Source organism: Escherichia sp. E4930 (assembly GCF_005845405.1).
Classification (GTDB): Bacteria; Pseudomonadota; Gammaproteobacteria; order Enterobacterales; family Enterobacteriaceae; genus Escherichia.
In genome coordinates, this window is record NZ_VCDZ01000007.1 from 1 (window position 1) to 18,620 (window position 18,620).

Sequence of the window (18,620 nt, forward strand, 5' to 3'; positions counted from 1 at the left end):
TTAACATAAATGTTAAAAAGGCTGGACTGAAGCAGTAGAGTGTGTGTTATGGTTGATTGTGAAGTCAGCACAGGGAAAACAGTGATGTATTCATCCGCTGGCTTAATAGATAAAAAGAGACCGAATACGATTCCTGTATTCGGTCCAGGGAAATGGCTCTTGGGAGAGAGCCGTGCGCTAAAAGTTGGCATTAATGCAGGCTTAGTTGCCTTGCCCTTTAAGAATAGATGACGACGCCAGGTTTTCCAGTCCACACGAAAAGTGGTCAGAAAAAAGCGTCTTTATCATCGTTTTAAAAGTAAAAAAAAACGCCCGATCTGATAAAAGATCCTGGGCGTTTTTTTTGGCAAATCAAAAAGCTAACTCAGGTAACTAGCAGAGTTTTTCAGCTCGTTCTATAAATGGCATCAAGCTCATTTTTTCACCGGGTTTGTTGGGATCTTCAATCTGGATCACCGAAATAGGCTGGGCCTTAGTCTTCCCACTGGAAACTTCTTTTTGCGCAACATCGTTCAAAGGGTATTGCACCAGGGTGCTGGGGTTGATGACATACAGCGCATTACCCGGTCGGCATGTCAACATCACTTCTTCGCGATTAAACGCCCATTTGTCTTTGCCAATTTCAAAACGGCTGACGGTAATCACCTGAGGAGCCGCCAGCGCCGCAGTGGAACTGGTGAGCAACAAAAACGCCAATATACTTTTTTTCATCATTTATCGTAATCCATCAAAACGGTTCCAGAGTCGCTAGCAGGCTGATAATCACCAGTACCACCGCGCCTATCGCCCATTCGAGTTGAGTCATCCATACAAACCAGGGAACAGCCCGGACTTCATCATGCCGCATTCTTGGGACCAGAACATAACGATTTGCCAGCGCGATAACCACCATAATCATAACCAGTATGACTTTGAGCAATAAGAGCTGGCCCCAGTAAGAGGCAAGCGTGGGGGGAAATCCCGTGATGAGTAATGCATTGAGCACACCACTCACTAGCACGCCAATGACAGCAAAATGTCCGCACCAGGAAAAACGCATCAGCGCATGAATGGCCGGGCGTTTCCAGCGCCCTTTCACCAGCCGCATACACCAGACAACCGGCAGTAGCCCTCCAAACCATGCGGCAGCACAGATAAGATGTACGGCGTGATTGGTCTGATGAATTTTTGCGGTTAATCCTTCATTTAATGTCGCGTGTCCCATACCCGCCATCAGGATAAATTGCGCGGTAGTCAGCATAAACAGTAACCGCAACATATTCCGTGGTTGCATCAGAACGACGGTCAACGTAACGAGAGCGAGAACGATTTGCCAAATCCAGACGCCTCCGAAGTGCGTTTGTAACACCGACTGCCAGATGCTCAGCGAAACGACATCTGGCCATCCCGCGCCCATCAACCCACCCTGAACGGCGAACATCGCTGCGGCACTGATCAAACTCCATGCGGCTGCGTGCTGTTGTAAACGCAAAAAACGCTTCGTCAATAATCGACGAATCGTCACTGGTGCCAACCATGCCCCGTACATCGCGAAGCCAAAAACCAGCATCAGAGAGATAAAATGGATAAATCGCAGTGTGACCCAGGTAAGCGCTAGCATGCTTTATTTCACAGTAAAGGTGTACTGCCCTTTGGTTTTATGCCCGTCCACCGAAACAACATGCCAGTCAACGGTATAACTTCCGGGATTCAGGGCGTCGGCAAGCGGAACGATCAATTGCTTTTTGTCTTGTTCATTACGCTTCGCGGGTAATGTTTTAACATTTTCATTCTTCGGGCCGATGATTTTGGCCCCACTGAATCCAGGTTCAATATCTTCAGAGAAATTTAAAGTAACGGCCTGTGGGGCAGCGGTGACCGCCGCATTCGCCGCAGGATACTGGTGAGTCAGGTGCGCATGAGCCCAGACGGAAGGGGCCGCCAGCAAACCGGCAATGATTGCCAGCGTATAACGAAGAGAACGCGCAGTTGAAACCATATTATCTATTCCTTTTTGTAATGAGTTTTTTACAGAGCATAACCTTGTCTAATGAGAGAGTCGAGGATCATCAATTCAGGCTTGCCATCCTGGCTGACTCTTAGTAACTTTTGCCCGCAATTAACGAGGAGACACCGTATGCTGAAGAATCTGGCCAAACTGGATCAAACTGAAATGGATAAAGTAAATGTCGATCTGGCCGCTGCCGGAGTGGCATTTAAAGAACGGTACAATATGCCGGTGATTGCTGAAGCGGTTGAACGTGAACAACCGGAACACTTGCGTGGCTGGTTTCGTGAGCGCCTTATCACCCACCGTCTCGCCTCTGTAAATCTGTCACGTTTACCTTACGAGCCCAAACTTAAATAAACCTTATATTAAGTTACACTTTCTTACATGGTGCCTGCTAAATTATAAGTATTTTCTCATACACACCATTATTCGCAGACACTATGAAAAGGAAGTCATCATGTCGTACTGGAAAGTTGCAGCAGCACAATATGAGCCTCGTAATGCTTCACTCACTGAACAGGTAGCCCATCATCTGGAGTTCGTGAGGGCTGCCGCCAGACACCAGTGCGAACTGTTGGTTTTTCCCTCACTTTCTCTACTGGGATGTGATTACAAACGACGTGCGCTTCCGTCTCCGCCCGATCTCTCGCTTTTAGACCCGCTTTGTTATGCAGCAACAACCTCGCGAATGACCATTATTGCTGGCCTTCCCGTTGAATATAATGAGCGTTTTATTCGCGGTATTGCCGTATTCGCCCCCTGGATGAAAACGCCAGGAATTTATCATCAAAGTCATGGCGCATGCCTGGGTCAACTTTCTAAAACCATCACTGTAGTGGATGGACAACCGGAAGGTATTGATATGGATCCGAGCTATTCACTCTTCACCACAGGCCAGTGCATCAGCGAGCCTGATTTGTCGGCTTCCACTCGACGCTTAGAGTTTTTCTCACATCAATACTCCATCGCCGTACTAATGGCGAACGCCCGCGGGAACAGCGCGCTGTGGGATGAACATGGCCGCCTTATCGTCCGCGCCGATCGCGGTTCGCTTTTGTTGGTTGGCCAGCGCTCTTCCCAGGGTTGGCAAGGCGATATCATTCCATTACGCTAGGCGTTTTCTTCCTGGAGCATGACCATGTTGCGCATTATCGATACAGAAACCTGCGGTTTGCAGGGAGGGATCGTTGAAATTGCCTCTGTTGATGTTGTTAACGGGAAAATCGTCAACCCTATGAGCCACCTGGTGCGTCCCGACCGTCCCATCAGTCCACAAGCCATGGCGATTCACCGTATCACAGAGTCCATGGTTGCCGACAAACCGTGGATTGAAGAAGTTATCCCGCACTATTACGGTAGCGAATGGTATGTCGCCCACAATGCCAGTTTTGACCGCCGGGTATTGCCAGAAATGCCCGGTGAGTGGATTTGCACCATGAAACTGGCTCGTCGTTTGTGGCCTGGAATCAAGTACAGCAATATGGCACTGTATAAATCGCGCAAGCTGAATGTCCAGACACCATCGGGTCTGCATCACCACCGCGCGCTGTATGATTGCTATATTACCGCAGCCCTGCTTATCGATATTATGAACACATCAGGCTGGACGGCGGAGCAGATGGCGGATATCACCGGGCGGCCGTCGTTGTTGACGACGTTCACGTTTGGCAAGTATCGCGGTAAAGCCGTATCAGACGTTGCAAAGCGCGATCCGGGCTATCTGCGCTGGTTGTTTAACAACCTTGACAGTATGAGCCCGGAGTTACGTTTAACCTTGAAGCATTATCTGGAGAGTGTTTAACCCGCTGATTGGCCTGGTAATGTCCCCTGCGCCAGGGCTATCAGAAAAGCATATTCCATCGCCACACCTTCGTAGGATTTAAAACGTCCGGATTTACCGCCATGCCCTGAATCCATGTCGGTACAAAGCAATAATAGATGGTTATCAGTTTTAAGCTCGCGCAGCTTAGCCACCCATTTTGCCGGTTCCCAGTATTGCACCTGTGAATCGTGTAATCCGGTCGTTACCAGCAGATGCGGATAAGCCTGAGCCGTGACATTGTCATACGGGCTGTAGCTTTTCATATACTCATAATATTGCGGATCCTGCGGATTTCCCCACTCTTCAAATTCGCCGGTAGTAAGAGGAATCGACTCATCAAGCATCGTTGTTACAACATCAACAAACGGTACCTGGGCAATCACGCCGTGGAATAACTCGGGGCGCTCATTAATAGCAACGCCAATCAACATACCGCCAGCACTGCCCCCCATCGCATAACAGAGTGAAGGTGAACCGTAGCCCAGTTTTAACAATGCGTCGCAGGCATCGAGATAGTCATTAAAGGTATTTTTCTTTTTCAGGAATTTACCGTCTTCGTACCATTGCTGCCCCAGCTCGCCGCCGCCACGGACATGGACAATGGCGTAGACAAAACCGCGATCCAACAAACTCAGGCGGCTAAAACTAAAATCGGCATCAATGCTTGCGCCGTAAGAGCCATATCCATATACCAGCAGCGGGTTGTGGCCTTTCTGGAAATGCTTGCGATGGTAGACCAGCGAAACAGGCACTTCGACGCCATCACGGGCGGTGATCCACAAGTGTTCGCTGCGGTAATTCGCCGCATCGAAACCAGGGACTTCCGTTTGTTTTAATACCCGACGCTCTCCGGTATCCATATCCAGTTCAAACAATGTATCTGGCGTAGTCATGGAGGAATAGCCATAACGCAATCGTGAGGTTTCAGGTTCCGGGTTATAGGCAATCCAGGTAACGTAAGCCGGATCATCAAAGGCAATGCCGATAACCTCCCGCGTTTTGCGGTTGATTTGCCGCAGACTGGTTAACCCACGCTGACGCTCTTCAACCACCAACCAGTCAGTAAACAGCGTAAAGCCTTCGAGCATGATGTTATCGCGCGGAGGGATTAACTCTTCCCACGCTTGCTCATCACGCATACGGGTACGGTATAAGCCAAAATTTTTGCCGTTGCGGTTGGAGCGCAAATAAAACCGATGCTGGTAGTGATCAAGACTGTATTCGTGATCTTTGCGACGCGGTAAAAAGACAAACGGCTCGGCATCGGCCAGCTCTGCATCCAGCAGCCGAACTTCACTGGTAGTTGCGCTGGCAAGGTGAATAACCACATAGTGTTTCGACGTCGTTTTATGTAGGCTGACGTAAAAGGTATCGTCTTTTTCTTCGTAAATCAGTTTGTCTTCAGATGCTGGAGTGCCAATGGCATGCCGCCAGACCTGATACGGCAACAACGTCACCGGATGCTTGCGAACATAATAAAATGTCCATGAGTCATTCGCCCAGACGAAGCTGGGTTCCACGTTATCCAGCAGTTCAGGATACCAGTTGCCCGTTTCCAGATTGCGAAAACGGATACCGTACTGGCGTCGGGAAAGAAAATCTTCTGCAAGTGCCATAATCGTGTTATCGGGCGTAATCGCCATTCCGCCCATTGAATAAAATTCACTGTGCGCCGCCCGTTTGTTCGCATCGAGCAGAGTCTCCCATTCGTCCCACTCTTCACTGAACGCTGACTGACGCTGGTAGATTGCATATTCACAACCAGGTTCATAAATTTGCCGGTAGCGATAGCCATTTTTGACGTAAGGTGCAGAGACTTCTCTTTGCGGTATGCGGTCAATGATTTCTTTTAATATCCGATCCTGCAAAGCTTGTTGCGACGCCATGACCTGATGACCGTAGCTATTTTCTTGTTGCAGGTAATCCAGCACTTCCGGCTGCGAGCGTGTGTCGTCCCGCAGCCAGTAGTAATTATCGATGCGCGTGTCGCCATGAAGCGTCATGGCATGGGGGATGCGGGCGGCTTTTGGTAGCATGTTATTGTTCTTTCTGGTTGAAACATCTTATAAGGGTGGCAAAACTCACCCGGGATGCAAGCGAAACAGGGCGGTCATTGTATAGATGATGACAGGTAATGGTGTGAAAATCGAAAGGATGTCGCCAGCGAAAATTAATTCGCTCAAATAGCTGTGCGGTTTTGTATAGCCCGATAAACAGGCATATCAGGCTATACGGAGTGAGATATTATTCAGACAAAGTGCGTTTTTGCTGTTCGAGATCGCGTTCAATTCCTTCACGGACTTCCTGGGGAATTTTCAGCGCATCCCCCAGTGCATTCAGGTAACTGCGCTCCATAAAATGGTCAATATCAATAGCCGCACAGCTCAGGAAATAGATCTCCAGTGCCTCTTCTTCGTTGCGAATCCCCTGGGCCAGGCGCTGCGGATCCAATGGTTGCTCGATTGCCTGTTCGATAAGTACACGCCCCTGCTCTTCAACACCAGCTTCACGCAATTGCTGGTCGATAGCCGCGCGTTCTTTACTATCAATATGACCATCGCTTTTGGCAGCAAAAACCAGGGCGAGGATTAAACGTTCTGTACGTTCATCCAGCGGCGTACTTTGGGTGCCGAATTGCGGTTCGTTCTGATGCGCCGCACGAATTTTATCTTTGTATTTGTTCCACAGTACTGTACCGGCGACCGCTCCGCCACCTACCAGCAATGCGTTTGTACCGTATTTCGTTAATAGTTTACGTGCTGATTTATTCGCAACCAGCAGCCCTGCCAACCCGCCTAATGCGCCGGGTACTAAAAGTTTTCCCAATCCCTGATCTGTAGACGAAGAGGAAGAACTGCTTTGCCCAAGAAGGGATTGCAGTTGATTTAACCAGTTAGCCATTTTTGCTCCTCAATTCACCATTTTAATGGCAATAGCATAGCGAATGAGGATGTCAGAAAGTGTATATAGAGACAAAAGATGCGCAAATAAGCGGGACGGGAGGCAGTCCTCACAGGAAATTCACGTCAGGTAAGGTGCCGGGTGATGTGATTAATTTGAGGCTTGTAGATTTGATTGTGATTGTCTTATGCGAACCTGGCGTTTCTTATCAGGATTCTGGGGAGTTAGTGCATTGTTGGGCGGATAAGGCGCTCGCGCCGCATCCGCCAGCGGTAAACCGAATTATCAGAAGCCATTAGCGCCGCTGATATTCCGCCATTCCCGCTTTACAATCCACATTAACCAGATAATGAATATCGGCACTTTTACCACGCACGGTCAGCGGTACCGACCATTTATCATCTTTCCCCTGAATATCCTGCAAACTAACCCACGCCACCGGATCGGCCTGACCGACGATTTTTTGATCGTCGGCCCAGCGCGCCACGCGGTTTTGCTGATAATCACGTTTTACACTCGCAGCGATTCCGGCTGCATCTAAACCTTCACATTTGGGGAAAGTTACCAACTTGCTGGTTTCGTTATTGGCAGCGAAAACTGATGCACAGACGGATACCAACAACAGCCCCAACAACGCTCCTCTTTTTTTCATGTTTTTCTCCATAGCACAATGATTCAGGAGAAAGCATGGTACAAATTATCAGGAGCGCAAGTTGCTTCAGGCGGCGTGAGTTTCACCTTCCCCATCCGTGTCAGTATCGACCACCTGGGGAGAAGGTAATTTGCCGGTTTTCAGAATGGTACTAAGCACATCTTTTTGTTCTGCCAACCACAAAGAAAGAGCCTCACGCTGCTCGTCTTCCATTGTCACCGGAGAATTCGCCAACCATGTGTCGAGTAGATCCGCTGTATCGAGCATTTTGTCATAAGCATCGGCTTCCTTTTTGCTGGTAAACGACATCTTCTCTTCGCCCTCACGAATGACTACGTATTTAATTTCAACCGCCATTTGCAGCCTCTCATCATAACTGTAATTTTATACAGTATATTTCTTTTCAGTCGAGAAATCAACGCAAGCAATCAAGCAATAAAGACACGCGCAAACGTTTTCGTTTATACTTCACGCGGAATTAATCAGGGGATATTCGTTATGACGTTATTAGGCACTGCGCTGCGTCCGGCAGCAACTCGCGTGATGTTATTGGGCTCCGGTGAACTGGGTAAAGAAGTGGCTATCGAATGCCAACGCCTCGGCGTAGAGGTGATTGCGGTCGATCGCTACGCCGACGCGCCCGCCATGCATGTCGCTCATCGCGCCCATGTCATTAATATGCTGGATGGCGACGCATTGCGCCGTGTTGTTGAACTGGAAAAACCACATTATATCGTGCCGGAGATCGAGGCTATTGCTACCGATATGCTGATCCAGCTTGAAGAGGAAGGGCTAAATGTTGTCCCCTGCGCGCGTGCAACACAATTGACGATGAACCGCGAAGGTATTCGTCGTCTGGCTGCGGAAGTGCTTCAGCTTCCCACTTCAACTTATCGTTTCGCTGATAGCGAAGACCTTTTCCGCGAGGCGGTCGCCGCCATTGGCTATCCTTGCATTGTTAAACCGGTGATGAGCTCTTCCGGCAAGGGGCAAACGTTTATTCGCTCTGCCGAACAACTGGCTCAGGCATGGGAGTACGCCCAGCAAGGTGGTCGCGCCGGAGCGGGTCGCGTGATTGTTGAAGGCGTCGTTAAGTTTGATTTCGAAATTACCCTGCTGACCGTCAGCGCGGTGGATGGTGTTCATTTCTGTGCGCCTGTAGGTCATCGCCAGGAAGATGGTGACTATCGTGAATCCTGGCAACCGCAGCAAATGAGCCCACTGGCCCTCGAACGTGCGCAGGAGATTGCCCGCAAGGTGGTGCTTGCACTGGGTGGTTATGGTCTGTTTGGTGTCGAGTTGTTTGTCTGTGGTGATGAGGTGATTTTTAGTGAAGTCTCCCCTCGCCCGCATGACACCGGGATGGTGACGTTAATTTCTCAGGATCTTTCTGAGTTTGCCCTGCATGTGCGTGCTTTCCTGGGACTGCCGGTGGGCGGGATTCGCCAGTATGGTCCTGCCGCTTCAGCCGTTATCCTGCCGCAACTGACCAGCCAGAATGTCACGTTTGACAACGTGCAGGAGGCCGTTGGCGCAGGTTTGCAGATTCGTTTATTTGGTAAGCCGGAAATTGATGGTAGCCGTCGTCTGGGGGTTGCGCTGGCTACAGCAGAAAGTGTTGATGAAGCGATTGAACGCGCGAAGCACGCCGCCGCACAGGTAAAAGTACAAGGTTAAATCTGGCAAAAACGCGACAAAAATGCCCGATCCACGATCGGGCATTTTGACTGTTACAGCTTCGCGCCTTCTACTGCTTCACGCGCAAGCTTAGTAATGCGCTCGTAATCGCCCGCTTCCAGCGCATCTGCCGGAACCAGCCAGGAACCACCAATGCACAGTACGCTTTTCAGCGCCAGGTAATCACGGTAGTTAGCCGGAGAAATACCGCCAGTCGGGCAGAAACGAACCTGAGAGAACGGACCCGCAATTGCCTGCAGTGCTTTCACGCCGCCATTAGCTTCTGCCGGGAAGAATTTGAACTCTTTCAGGCCGTAGTCCATACCCAGCATCAGTTCGGAAACAGTGCTGATACCTGGAATCAGAGGAATAGTCCCTTCTGTCGCCGCTTTCAGCAGTGGTTCAGTCAGACCTGGGCTGATTGCGAACTGTGCTCCCGCTTCAGTCACTTCTGCCAGTTGCTGCGGATTCAGCACCGTACCGGCACCGACAATCGCTTCCGGCACTTCTTTGGCGATAGCGCGGATAGCATCAACTGCACACGCCGTACGCAGAGTCACTTCCAGAACGCGCACCCCACCAGCAACCAACGCTTTTGCCATTGGCACCGCGTGTTCCAGTTTATTTACCACGATAACCGGTACAACCGGGCCGGTGGTCAGGATTGATTCTGCACTTGTTTTCCAGTTTTTCATCAGAGTTTTCTCTCGCCTGATTACAAATTTTGTCGTCTTAAAAAGTGATACAGGTTGCGCCCTGTTCGGCACCGGACAGTTTTTCGCGCAAGGCGCTGAATAATTCACGTCCTGTTCCCACGCGTGAAGCGCTCAGGTCAGGAATGTGCGGTTCGCGAGCAGCCAGTTCAGCTTCGTCTACCAGCAGCGTCAGTTCGCCTGTCTGTCCATTCACACGAATGATGTCCCCATCGCGCACTTTTGCCAGCAGCCCACCATCGTAGGCTTCTGGTGTTACGTGGATAGCTGACGGCACTTTACCTGAAGCACCAGAGAGTCGTCCATCGGTAACTAACGCAATTTTGAAACGCCGGTCCAATAATACACCAAGTGGCGGCATGAGTTTATGTAATTCTGGCATTCCGTTCGCTTTTGGCCCCTGATGGCGGACAACAACCACACAATCACGGTCCAGCATACCTGCTTCAAAAGCAGGCATAACGTCATGCTGGCTCTCGAAAACAACAGCAGGCGCTTCAATCACCTGGTTTTCAACCGGCACTGCAGAGGTTTTCATGACGGCACGGCCCAGGTTGCCGCTTAACACTTTTGTCCCGCCATGATGCGAGAAAGGTTGTTCAAAGGAAGCAATCACATTGCTGTCGAGCGATTTGTCTGCACCTTCGCGCCAGTCCAGCTCGCCGTTATTCAGCCATGGTTCGAGGGTATAGCGCGAAAGACCAAAGCCCGCCACCGTATTGACATCTTCATGCAACAGGCCCGCCTTGAGCAGTTCACGCACCAGAACCGGTACACCACCCGCCGCCTGGAAGTGGTTAATATCGGCCGGACCGTTTGGATACAAACGCGCCATCAGAGGTACGACATCAGAAAGGTCAGAGAAGTCATCCCAGTTGATCTGAATACCGGCCGCACGCGCCATCGCCACCAGGTGCATCGTGTGGTTAGTAGAACCACCGGTCGCCAACAGCGCAACAATACCGTTCACCACCACTTTCTCGTCGATCATCTTACCGATCGGCATCCATTCATTACCGTTGCCAGTCATGCGTGTAACCTGGCGCGCAGCGGCTGCGGTTAATGCATCACGTAACGGGGAGTCTGGATGAACAAAAGAAGAGCCCGGCAACTGCATCCCCATAAACTCCACCACCATCTGGTTGGTGTTGGCAGTACCGTAGAAAGTACATGTACCAGGGGCATGATAAGACGCAGCCTCTGACTCCAGCAGTGCCATTCGATCCACCTTCCCTTCGGCATAAAGCTGGCGAATGCGCACTTTTTCTTTATTTGGCAACCCGCTTGCCATCGGACCTGACGGCACAAATACCGCAGGCAGATGACCGAACGACAGCGCGGCCATCGTCAGCCCCGGGACAATCTTATCGCACACGCCGAGGAACAGCGCGCCATCAAACATGTTATGGGACAGCCCCACCGCCGCAGACATCGCAATCACTTCACGGCTTAACAGAGACAGTTCCATACCATCCTGCCCCTGGGTGACACCATCACACATCGCCGGAACACCACCTGCAACCTGGCCAACCGCATTAGCTTCATGCAGTGCTTTACGAATGATCTCGGGATAATGTTCATAAGGCTGGTGGGCGGAGAGCATGTCGTTGTAGGAGGTGATGATGGCGATATTGTTACGCAACATGCTTTTCAGGGAGGCTTTGTCTTCTGGCTGGCAAGCGGCGAAACCGTGAGCCAGGTTACCGCATGCCAACTGCGAACGATGAACGGTCGAAGTTTTCGCTTGTTCGATCCGGGCGAGGTAAGCAGAGCGAGTCTCGCGCGAACGTTCAATGATTCGATTTGTTACGCGTAACAATTGTGGATTCATAAAGGCTCCTGAAATTGAGTTGTCAGAGCAGGATGATTCACAACGCGTTTCATACATGGGTATTATGATTGAAACGCCTGTAACCGGAGCTCATAGGGCAAAAACGTTTCAGTCAGTGTAATAAAAAAAGCCTCGTGGGTGAATCCGCACGAGGCCTGAAAGTGTAAAAATTGTTCTACAATCTGTGCAAGATCATGTTACCGGTAAAATAACCATAAAGGATGAGTGCAGATATTACTCAAACTCATTCCAGGAACGGCCATCACGGGTAATCATCGCCACCGAAGCAACCGGTCCCCAGGTTCCGGCCTGATACGGTTTCGGCGCATCGTTATCCATCGCCCATGCTTCAGTAATGGAGTCCACCCATTTCCAGGCTTCTTCCACTTCATCACGACGTACAAACAGCGCCTGAATACCGCGCATGGTTTCCAGCAGCAGACGTTCATAAGCATCTGCCAGATGCGTCTGATTAAAGGTTTCTGAATAGCTCAGATCCAGCTTGGTGATTTGCAGGTTATGTTTGTGATCAAGACCCGGGACCTTGTTCAACACTTGAATATCCACGCCTTCATCAGGTTGCAGACGGATAGTCAGTTTGTTCTGCGGCAGGTCCTGCCACGACTCTTTAAACAGATTGAGCTCTGGCGTTTTAAAATAGACCACCACTTCAGAGCATTTGGTCGCAAACGTTTACCGGTACGCAGGTAGAACGGTACGCCAGCCCAGCGCCAGTTGTCGATATCGACACGGATAGCCACGAAGGTTTCCGTGTTACTGCTTTTGTTCGCGCCCTCTTCTTCCAGGTAACCCGGAACTTTTTTGCCCTGGGCGAAGCCCGCAGTGTATTGCCCGCGTACGGTTTTTTCGCGTACGTTGGAGCGGTCAATGCGGCGCAGAGACTTCAGTACTTTCACTTTTTCATCGCGGATGCTGTCTGCGCTCAGATCAGACGGCGGAGACATCGCAATCATGCAGAGAATTTGTAGCAGGTGGTTCTGGATCATGTCGCGCATCTGACCGGCTTTATCAAAATAGCCCCAGCGCCCTTCGATCCCCACTTCTTCTGCCACGGTAATCTCAACATGATCAATAGTGCGGTTGTCCCAGTTGTTCACAAACAGGGAGTTAGCAAAACGCAGCGCCAACAGGTTCAGCACCGTTTCTTTACCAAGGTAATGGTCGATACGGTATACCTGGCACTCCTCGAAATATTCACCGACCTGATCATTGATTTCCTGCGAGGTCGCCAGCGACGTCCCCAGCGGTTTTTCCATCACCACGCGCGCCGGTTTGCCGTTAAGTTTCGCCTCACCAAGCCCTTTGCAGATTGCGCCAAAAGTGCCTGGCGGCATGGCAAAGTAGTTAATGGTGATACGATTTTTTTGATCCAGCATCGCACCAAGACGGCTGAATGCAGCGGTGTCATTGACATCGAGATTACAAAAATCCAGACGTGCACTCAGGGTGTCCCATAAACCTTCATCAATAGTTTCTTTCATGAAAGTTTCCAGCGCTTCGCGGACTACTTTGGTATATGCCGCTTTATCCCAGTCAGCACGCCCTACGCCGATAATACGGGTATCCGGGTTGAGCTGACCGGCTTTTTCCAGTTGATACAGGGAAGGCAGCAATTTACGACGCGCAAGGTCGCCTTTCGCGCCGAAAATGACCAGGTCACAAGCCTGGGCTGTTTGCGTTACCGCCATGTCATTCTCCTTAAGTTAACTAACCCGGTACTTAAGCCTGGGTATACTTGTAATTTTCTTACGGTGCACTGTACTGCTTTTACGAGCTTGCGAAAACTGTAAACGCTTATCCACCTGTGCGATTACGGCAAAAGCGCGCAAAGTGCGGCAAAACTGATAAAAAAATCATCGTTTTCCATTGGGTAAAAATCTGACACTGATCATGTTATGAAAAAAAATGACAACTTTTTTATCCGCTTTTGTCATTAATACGACACACAGGCGTAATATCAGACCAAACTGCATTTCGATTTCTTTCAGTGTGGAAATCGTCATTACCGTGAGTCTCTTTACATCATGAATATGCTGGAAAAAATCCAGTCTCAACTGGAACATTTGAGCAAATCAGAACGAAAAGTCGCCGAGGTCATTCTTGCTTCGCCTGACAACGCGATCCATTCGAGTATTGCTGCTCTGGCGCTTGAGGCCAATGTTAGCGAACCAACGGTGAATCGTTTCTGTCGCAGCATGGACACCCGCGGTTTTCCTGATTTTAAACTCCATCTGGCACAAAGCCTGGCAAATGGCACGCCCTATGTTAATCGCAACGTTAATGAAGATGACAGCGTTGAATCATACACGGGGAAAATATTTGAGTCGGCAATGGCCACGCTCGATCACGTCCGTCACTCGCTGGACAAATCTGCCGTCAACCGGGCCGTCGATCTCCTGACTCAGGCCAAAAAAATCGCCTTTTTCGGTCTGGGCTCTTCTGCCGCCGTCGCCCACGATGCGATGAATAAGTTTTTTCGCTTTAATGTTCCAGTGGTTTACTCCGACGATATTGTGTTGCAACGCATGAGTTGTATGAATTGTAGCGACGGAGACGTGGTTGTGCTGATTTCTCACACCGGAAGAACCAAAAATCTGGTTGAACTGGCGCAGTTAGCACGGGAAAACGACGCGATGGTAATTGCCCTCACCTCCGCCGGTACACCACTCGCCCGGGAAGCAACGCTGGCAATTACCCTCGACGTACCGGAAGATACTGACATTTATATGCCCATGGTGTCTCGACTTGCGCAGTTGACCGTGATAGATGTGCTGGCAACAGGATTTACTTTGCGACGCGGCACAAAATTCAGAGATAACTTGAAGCGGGTCAAGGAAGCGCTCAAGGAATCGCGCTTTGATAAGCAGTTACTTAAATTGAGTGACGATCGCTAAATCGATTATCACTGTTCTATCCTTATACGATATTCGCATGTGTTTAAATTACAACCATAATGGTTTTAGTTTATGCGAATTCATGTTCAAGCAACACCTGGTTGTTTCAGTCAACGGAGTATTACATGTCCAGAAGGCTTCGCAGAACCAAAATCGTTACCACGTTAGGCCCGGCTACCGATCGCGATAATAACCTTGAAAAGGTCATCGCAGCAGGTGCAAACGTCGTACGAATGAACTTTTCTCACGGCTCGCCTGAAGACCATAAAATGCGCGCGGATAAAGTTCGTGAAATTGCCGCAAAACTGGGTCGTCATGTGGCTATTCTCGGTGACCTTCAGGGGCCAAAGATTCGCGTATCAACTTTTAAAGAAGGTAAGGTTTTCCTCAATATTGGGGATAAATTCCTGCTGGATGCCAACCTGGGCAAAGGTGAAGGCGATAAAGAAAAAGTCGGTATCGACTATAAAGGTCTGCCTGCTGACGTCGTGCCTGGCGACATTCTGCTGCTGGACGACGGTCGCGTACAGTTAAAAGTACTGGAAGTTCAGGGCCTGAAAGTGTTCACCGAAGTGACCGTCGGCGGCCCTCTTTCCAATAATAAAGGTATCAACAAACTCGGTGGTGGTCTGTCTGCTGAAGCGCTGACAGAGAAAGACAAAGCAGACATTAAAACTGCGGCATTGATTGGCGTAGATTATTTGGCTGTCTCTTTCCCACGCTGCGGCGAAGATCTGAATTATGCTCGTCGTCTGGCGCGCGATGCAGGTTGTGATGCGAAAATTGTCGCCAAAGTTGAACGTGCAGAAGCCGTTTGCAGCCAGGATGCAATGGATGACATCATCCTCGCTTCTGACGTGGTGATGGTCGCACGTGGCGACCTCGGCGTAGAGATTGGCGATCCGGAACTGGTTGGGATTCAGAAAGCGCTGATTCGTCGCGCGCGTCAGCTGAACCGCGCAGTCATTACTGCTACCCAGATGATGGAATCGATGATTACCAACCCAATGCCGACGCGTGCAGAAGTCATGGACGTGGCGAACGCCGTTCTGGATGGTACTGACGCCGTAATGTTGTCTGCGGAAACCGCCGCAGGTCAGTATCCATCTGAAACCGTTGCTGCAATGGCGCGTGTTTGCCTGGGTGCCGAAAAAATCCCGAGCATCAATGTGTCTAAACACCGCCTGGACGTTCAGTTCGACAATGTGGAAGAAGCTATCGCGATGTCCGCAATGTACGCGGCTAACCACCTGAAAGGTGTTACCGCGATCATCACCATGACCGAATCCGGTCGTACCGCGCTGATGACTTCCCGTATCAGCTCCGGTCTGCCGATTTTCGCCATGTCTCGTCATGAACGCACTCTGAACCTGACTGCGCTTTATCGTGGTGTTACGCCGGTCTATTTTGACAGTGCAAATGAAGGCGTGGTTGCTGCCAGCGAAGCAGTAAATCTGCTGCGCGATAAAGGCTACCTGATGTCTGGTGATCTGGTGATTGTCACCCAGGGCGACGTGATGAGTACCGTGGGTTCGACGAATACCACGCGTATTTTAACGGTAGAGTAAGTACGTTGCCGGATGTGGCGAAAACGCCTCATCCGGCCTACAGCTCAATGATAATTCAATAGATTTCTAATCTTCTGAAGCAAACTTGAACTTATCATCAGGCGAAGGCCTCTCCTCACGAGAGGCTTTTTTTATTTGATGGGATAAAGATCTTTACGCTTATACGGCTGGATTTCGCCCGGTTTGCGCGTTTTCAGCAATTTTAAAATCCAGGTGTACTGCTCTGGTCGCGGACCAACAAAAATCTCGACTTCTTCATTCATACGCCGCGCAATGGTAGCGTCATCCGCCTCTAACAGGTCATCCATCGGTGGACGAACCTGAATCGTCAGACGATGGGTCTTGCCATCATAGATTGGGAACAGCGGAACGACACGCGCGCGACATACTTTCATCAGGCGACCAATTGCTGGCAGCGTTGCTTTATACGTTGCGAAGAAATCAACAAATTCGCTGTGTTCAGGTCCATGATCCTGATCCGGTAAATAATAGCCCCAGTAGCCCTGACGAACCGACTGGATGAAAGGTTTAATACCATCATTTCTCGCGTGCAGACGACCGCCAAAACGACGACGCACCGTGTTCCAGACATAATCAAAAACCGGGTTGCCCTGATTATGGAACATCGCTGCCATTTTCTGCCCTTGTGAGGCCATCAGCATAGCGGGGATATCAACTGCCCAGCCGTGCGGTACCAGAAAAATCACTTTTTCGTTGTTACGCCGCATCTCTTCGATGATCTCCAGCCCCTGCCAGTCGACGCGAGGCTGGATTTTCTCCGGCCCACGTATCGCCAGTTCAGCCATCATTGCCATCGCTTGCGGCGCGGTGGCAAACATCTCATCCACAATCGCTTCGCGTTCGGCTTCGCTACGTTCTGGAAAGCAGAGAGACAGATTGATCAACGCCCGACGACGTGAGCTTTTACCCAGTCTTCCGGCAAAACGCCCCAACCGCGCAAGAATGGGATCACGGAATTTCGCTGGTGTTAAGGCAATACCGGCCATTGCCGCCACGCCCAACCAGGCTCCCCAGTAACGAGGGTGACGAAAGGATTTATCAAACTCAGGAATATATTCGCTATTATTTTTTTTCGTTTCCATGCTTTTCCAGTTTCGGATAAGGCAATAATCAATCTGGTGGTAGTGTAACGGCGCAACTTGCCCCGCACCAAATAAAAAAGCCGGCACTGACTGCGTACCGGCTGCCAATGGGTATTAATCAATCAAACTGTAGCTGCGGTACAATCTCCTTGGCCTTCGCCAGGAAATCGGTACGATCTGAACCGGTCAGCCCTTCAGTACGCGGCAGTTTCGCTGTCAACGGGTTCACCGCCTGCTGGTTAATCCATACCTCATAATGCAGATGTGGCCCAGTTGAACGCCCGGTGTTACCGGAAAGCGCGATACGATCGCCACGCTTCACTTTCTGCCCCGGTTTAACCAGAATCTTACGCAGGTGCATATAACGCGTGGTGTAGCTGCGACCATGACGAATCGCGACATAATAACCAGCGGCGCCACTGCGTTTAGCAACTACCACTTCACCGTCTCCCACCGAAAGCACCGGCGTACCCTGCGGCATCGCAAAATCAACGCCTCTGTGCGGCGCAACGCGAGCGGTTACCGGGTTCAGACGACGCGGGTTAAAGTTAGACGAAATGCGGAACTGTTTTGCCGTCGGGAATCGTAAGAACCCTTTCGCCAGGCCAGTGCCGTTGCGGTCGTAGAATTTGCCATCTTCAGCGCGAATAGCATAGTAATCTTTGCCTTCTGAACGCAAACGCACGCCCAGCAGTTGGCTTTGTTCACGTTTGCCATCAAGCATCTCACGTGACATTAATACCGCAAATTCGTCACCTTTTTTCACTTTGCGGAAGTCCATCTGCCACTGCATTGCTTTAATCACCGCGCTCACTTCAGCACTGGTTAAACCTGCATTTTTGGCGCTGGCAACAAAACTTGTCCCAACGGTTCCTTTCACCAGATTGTTAACCCACTCCCCTTGCTGCATTTCGCTGGTCATTTTAAAACCATTAGCGGCGGTGCGGTCATAGGTACGGGTTTCGCGGCGAGACACTTCCCAGGTCAGACGCTGTAACTCGCCTTCAGCGGTTAATGTCCAGGAAAGTTGTTGACCAATTTTCAGGTTACGCAGATCTTTATCAGCAGCAGCCAGTTGGGTGATATCACCCATCTCAATACCATATTGATTAAGGATGCTACTTAACGTATCGCCCGTAGAAACGACATATTCATGAACGCCGGCTTCACCAGCGATTTTGTCGTCCAGTTCGTCCTGTGGAATGGCTTCATCTTCTTGCGCAGCTTGATCAATCGGCTCACTGGCCTCAGGTAAGAGAGAACGAATTTCGTTCTGTTCAAGCTCAATGGTTTTGACAATAGGCGAGGCGTCTCGGTGGTAAACATAAGGCCGCCAGACAGCGACGGCCAGAGTAAGAACGGTAAGCGACCCCAACATAACGCGGTGTGGTCGCGGTAAATTATTAAACGCCAGGGCGACAGAGCGGGCTATCTGTTGCACGTAATCA

The 18,620-nt window shown here is 50.3% G+C and carries 18 protein-coding genes and 1 pseudogene; 6 read left to right on the plus strand and 13 right to left on the minus strand.

The genetic code is table 11. The annotated features are described in order from the left end of the window. The 4 genes from FFT88_RS25405 to yobA form a co-directional block, all read right to left on the minus strand. Positions 1-254 (minus strand): hypothetical protein (locus FFT88_RS25405; protein ID WP_205714157.1); only part of this gene is annotated, 254 nt, incomplete at its 3' end. 118 nt (positions 255-372) lie between these two features. Then, the gene (locus FFT88_RS10220; RefSeq protein WP_130208467.1) at positions 373-714 is read right to left on the minus strand and encodes a YebY family protein; all 342 of its coding nucleotides are present in this window, start codon (positions 712-714) and stop codon (positions 373-375) included. 13 nt (positions 715-727) lie between these two features. Further along, positions 728-1,600: a copper homeostasis membrane protein CopD gene (copD, locus tag FFT88_RS10225; RefSeq protein ID WP_130223529.1), complete on the minus strand. Its 873-nt coding sequence runs from the start codon at positions 1,598-1,600 to the stop codon at positions 728-730. A gap of 3 nt (positions 1,601-1,603) precedes the next feature. Next, positions 1,604-1,978: a CopC domain-containing protein YobA gene (gene yobA, locus FFT88_RS10230; protein WP_130218726.1), complete on the minus strand. Its 375-nt coding sequence runs from the start codon at positions 1,976-1,978 to the stop codon at positions 1,604-1,606. Between the two features lie 138 nt (positions 1,979-2,116). On the opposite strand from yobA, the gene holE reads away from it, so the two are divergent. The 3 genes from holE (at position 2,117) to exoX (ending at position 3,791) form a co-directional block, all read left to right on the plus strand. Beyond that, positions 2,117-2,347 (plus strand): DNA polymerase III subunit theta, encoded by a 231-nt coding sequence (holE, locus tag FFT88_RS10235; RefSeq protein ID WP_135405188.1) that lies wholly within the window; start codon positions 2,117-2,119, stop codon positions 2,345-2,347. 100 nt (positions 2,348-2,447) lie between these two features. Continuing rightward, positions 2,448-3,104, plus strand: coding sequence for a carbon-nitrogen hydrolase family protein YobB (gene yobB / locus FFT88_RS10240; protein WP_135405186.1), 657 nt, complete (start codon positions 2,448-2,450; stop codon positions 3,102-3,104). 24 nt (positions 3,105-3,128) lie between these two features. Then, complete coding sequence (exoX, locus tag FFT88_RS10245; protein WP_130208475.1) at positions 3,129-3,791, plus strand: exodeoxyribonuclease X; 663 nt, start codon at positions 3,129-3,131, stop codon at positions 3,789-3,791. Here exoX and ptrB read toward each other — a convergent pair. The 4 genes from ptrB to yebG form a co-directional block, all read right to left on the minus strand. Continuing rightward, the gene (gene ptrB, locus FFT88_RS10250) at positions 3,788-5,848 is read right to left on the minus strand and encodes an oligopeptidase B (protein WP_135405184.1); all 2,061 of its coding nucleotides are present in this window, start codon (positions 5,846-5,848) and stop codon (positions 3,788-3,790) included. The genes exoX and ptrB overlap by 4 nt on opposite strands. A 208-nt stretch (positions 5,849-6,056) precedes the next feature. Continuing rightward, positions 6,057-6,713 carry a tellurite resistance TerB family protein gene (locus tag FFT88_RS10255; RefSeq protein ID WP_064529265.1) on the minus strand — a complete coding sequence of 219 codons (657 nt, stop codon included), beginning with the start codon at positions 6,711-6,713 and terminating at the stop codon, positions 6,057-6,059. 295 nt (positions 6,714-7,008) lie between these two features. After that, positions 7,009-7,365: a protein YebF gene (yebF, locus tag FFT88_RS10265; protein WP_135405181.1), complete on the minus strand. Its 357-nt coding sequence runs from the start codon at positions 7,363-7,365 to the stop codon at positions 7,009-7,011. Between the two features lie 66 nt (positions 7,366-7,431). Then, positions 7,432-7,722, minus strand: a complete 291-nt coding sequence (gene yebG, locus FFT88_RS10270; protein WP_130208483.1) for a DNA damage-inducible protein YebG — start codon at positions 7,720-7,722, stop codon at positions 7,432-7,434. Between the two features lie 141 nt (positions 7,723-7,863). On the opposite strand from yebG, the gene purT reads away from it, so the two are divergent. After that, the gene (purT, locus tag FFT88_RS10275) at positions 7,864-9,042 is read left to right on the plus strand and encodes a formate-dependent phosphoribosylglycinamide formyltransferase (protein ID WP_135405178.1); all 1,179 of its coding nucleotides are present in this window, start codon (positions 7,864-7,866) and stop codon (positions 9,040-9,042) included. Positions 9,043-9,095: 53 nt separating this feature from the next. On the opposite strand, the gene kdgA is transcribed toward purT, so the two are convergent. The 3 genes and pseudogenes from kdgA to zwf form a co-directional block, all read right to left on the minus strand. Further along, entirely contained in the window at positions 9,096-9,737 is a 642-nt protein-coding gene (gene kdgA / locus FFT88_RS10280) for a bifunctional 4-hydroxy-2-oxoglutarate aldolase/2-dehydro-3-deoxy-phosphogluconate aldolase (protein WP_130257657.1), read from the minus strand. 37 nt (positions 9,738-9,774) lie between these two features. Then, on the minus strand, positions 9,775-11,586 hold the full coding sequence (gene edd, locus FFT88_RS10285) for a phosphogluconate dehydratase (protein ID WP_130208487.1): 1,812 nt from the start codon (positions 11,584-11,586) through the stop codon (positions 9,775-9,777). A gap of 234 nt (positions 11,587-11,820) precedes the next feature. Further along, a pseudogene (gene zwf, locus FFT88_RS10290) lies at positions 11,821-13,295 on the minus strand (glucose-6-phosphate dehydrogenase). Between the two features lie 336 nt (positions 13,296-13,631). Here zwf and hexR point away from each other — a divergent pair. Then, the gene (gene hexR / locus FFT88_RS10295) at positions 13,632-14,501 is read left to right on the plus strand and encodes a DNA-binding transcriptional regulator HexR (protein ID WP_105289041.1); all 870 of its coding nucleotides are present in this window, start codon (positions 13,632-13,634) and stop codon (positions 14,499-14,501) included. Between the two features lie 125 nt (positions 14,502-14,626). After that, positions 14,627-16,069, plus strand: a complete 1,443-nt coding sequence (pyk, locus tag FFT88_RS10300) for a pyruvate kinase (RefSeq protein WP_130218706.1) — start codon at positions 14,627-14,629, stop codon at positions 16,067-16,069. Between the two features lie 131 nt (positions 16,070-16,200). On the opposite strand, the gene lpxM is transcribed toward pyk, so the two are convergent. Further along, positions 16,201-17,172 carry a lauroyl-Kdo(2)-lipid IV(A) myristoyltransferase gene (gene lpxM / locus FFT88_RS10305; protein ID WP_130208491.1) on the minus strand — a complete coding sequence of 324 codons (972 nt, stop codon included), beginning with the start codon at positions 17,170-17,172 and terminating at the stop codon, positions 16,201-16,203. A gap of 118 nt (positions 17,173-17,290) precedes the next feature. Beyond that, positions 17,291-18,613, minus strand: a complete 1,323-nt coding sequence (mepM, locus tag FFT88_RS10310; RefSeq protein WP_130218704.1) for a murein DD-endopeptidase MepM — start codon at positions 18,611-18,613, stop codon at positions 17,291-17,293. Positions 18,614-18,620: the final 7 nt, after the last annotated feature.

Coding starts and splice junctions, on each gene's coding strand:
- yebG (WP_130208483.1), bottom strand. CDS start 7,722: ATGGCGGTTGAAATTAAATACGTAGTCATTCGTGAGGGCGAAGAGAAG.
- hexR (WP_105289041.1), top strand. CDS start 13,632: ATGAATATGCTGGAAAAAATCCAGTCTCAACTGGAACATTTGAGCAAA.
- copD (WP_130223529.1), bottom strand. CDS start 1,600: ATGCTAGCGCTTACCTGGGTCACACTGCGATTTATCCATTTTATCTCT.
- yobA (WP_130218726.1), bottom strand. CDS start 1,978: ATGGTTTCAACTGCGCGTTCTCTTCGTTATACGCTGGCAATCATTGCC.
- purT (WP_135405178.1), top strand. CDS start 7,864: ATGACGTTATTAGGCACTGCGCTGCGTCCGGCAGCAACTCGCGTGATG.
- lpxM (WP_130208491.1), bottom strand. CDS start 17,172: ATGGAAACGAAAAAAAATAATAGCGAATATATTCCTGAGTTTGATAAA.
- holE (WP_135405188.1), top strand. CDS start 2,117: ATGCTGAAGAATCTGGCCAAACTGGATCAAACTGAAATGGATAAAGTA.
- FFT88_RS10220 (WP_130208467.1), bottom strand. CDS start 714: ATGATGAAAAAAAGTATATTGGCGTTTTTGTTGCTCACCAGTTCCACT.
- yobB (WP_135405186.1), top strand. CDS start 2,448: ATGTCGTACTGGAAAGTTGCAGCAGCACAATATGAGCCTCGTAATGCT.
- ptrB (WP_135405184.1), bottom strand. CDS start 5,848: ATGCTACCAAAAGCCGCCCGCATCCCCCATGCCATGACGCTTCATGGC.
- edd (WP_130208487.1), bottom strand. CDS start 11,586: ATGAATCCACAATTGTTACGCGTAACAAATCGAATCATTGAACGTTCG.
- pyk (WP_130218706.1), top strand. CDS start 14,627: ATGTCCAGAAGGCTTCGCAGAACCAAAATCGTTACCACGTTAGGCCCG.
- exoX (WP_130208475.1), top strand. CDS start 3,129: ATGTTGCGCATTATCGATACAGAAACCTGCGGTTTGCAGGGAGGGATC.
- kdgA (WP_130257657.1), bottom strand. CDS start 9,737: ATGAAAAACTGGAAAACAAGTGCAGAATCAATCCTGACCACCGGCCCG.
- yebF (WP_135405181.1), bottom strand. CDS start 7,365: ATGAAAAAAAGAGGAGCGTTGTTGGGGCTGTTGTTGGTATCCGTCTGT.
- FFT88_RS10255 (WP_064529265.1), bottom strand. CDS start 6,713: ATGGCTAACTGGTTAAATCAACTGCAATCCCTTCTTGGGCAAAGCAGT.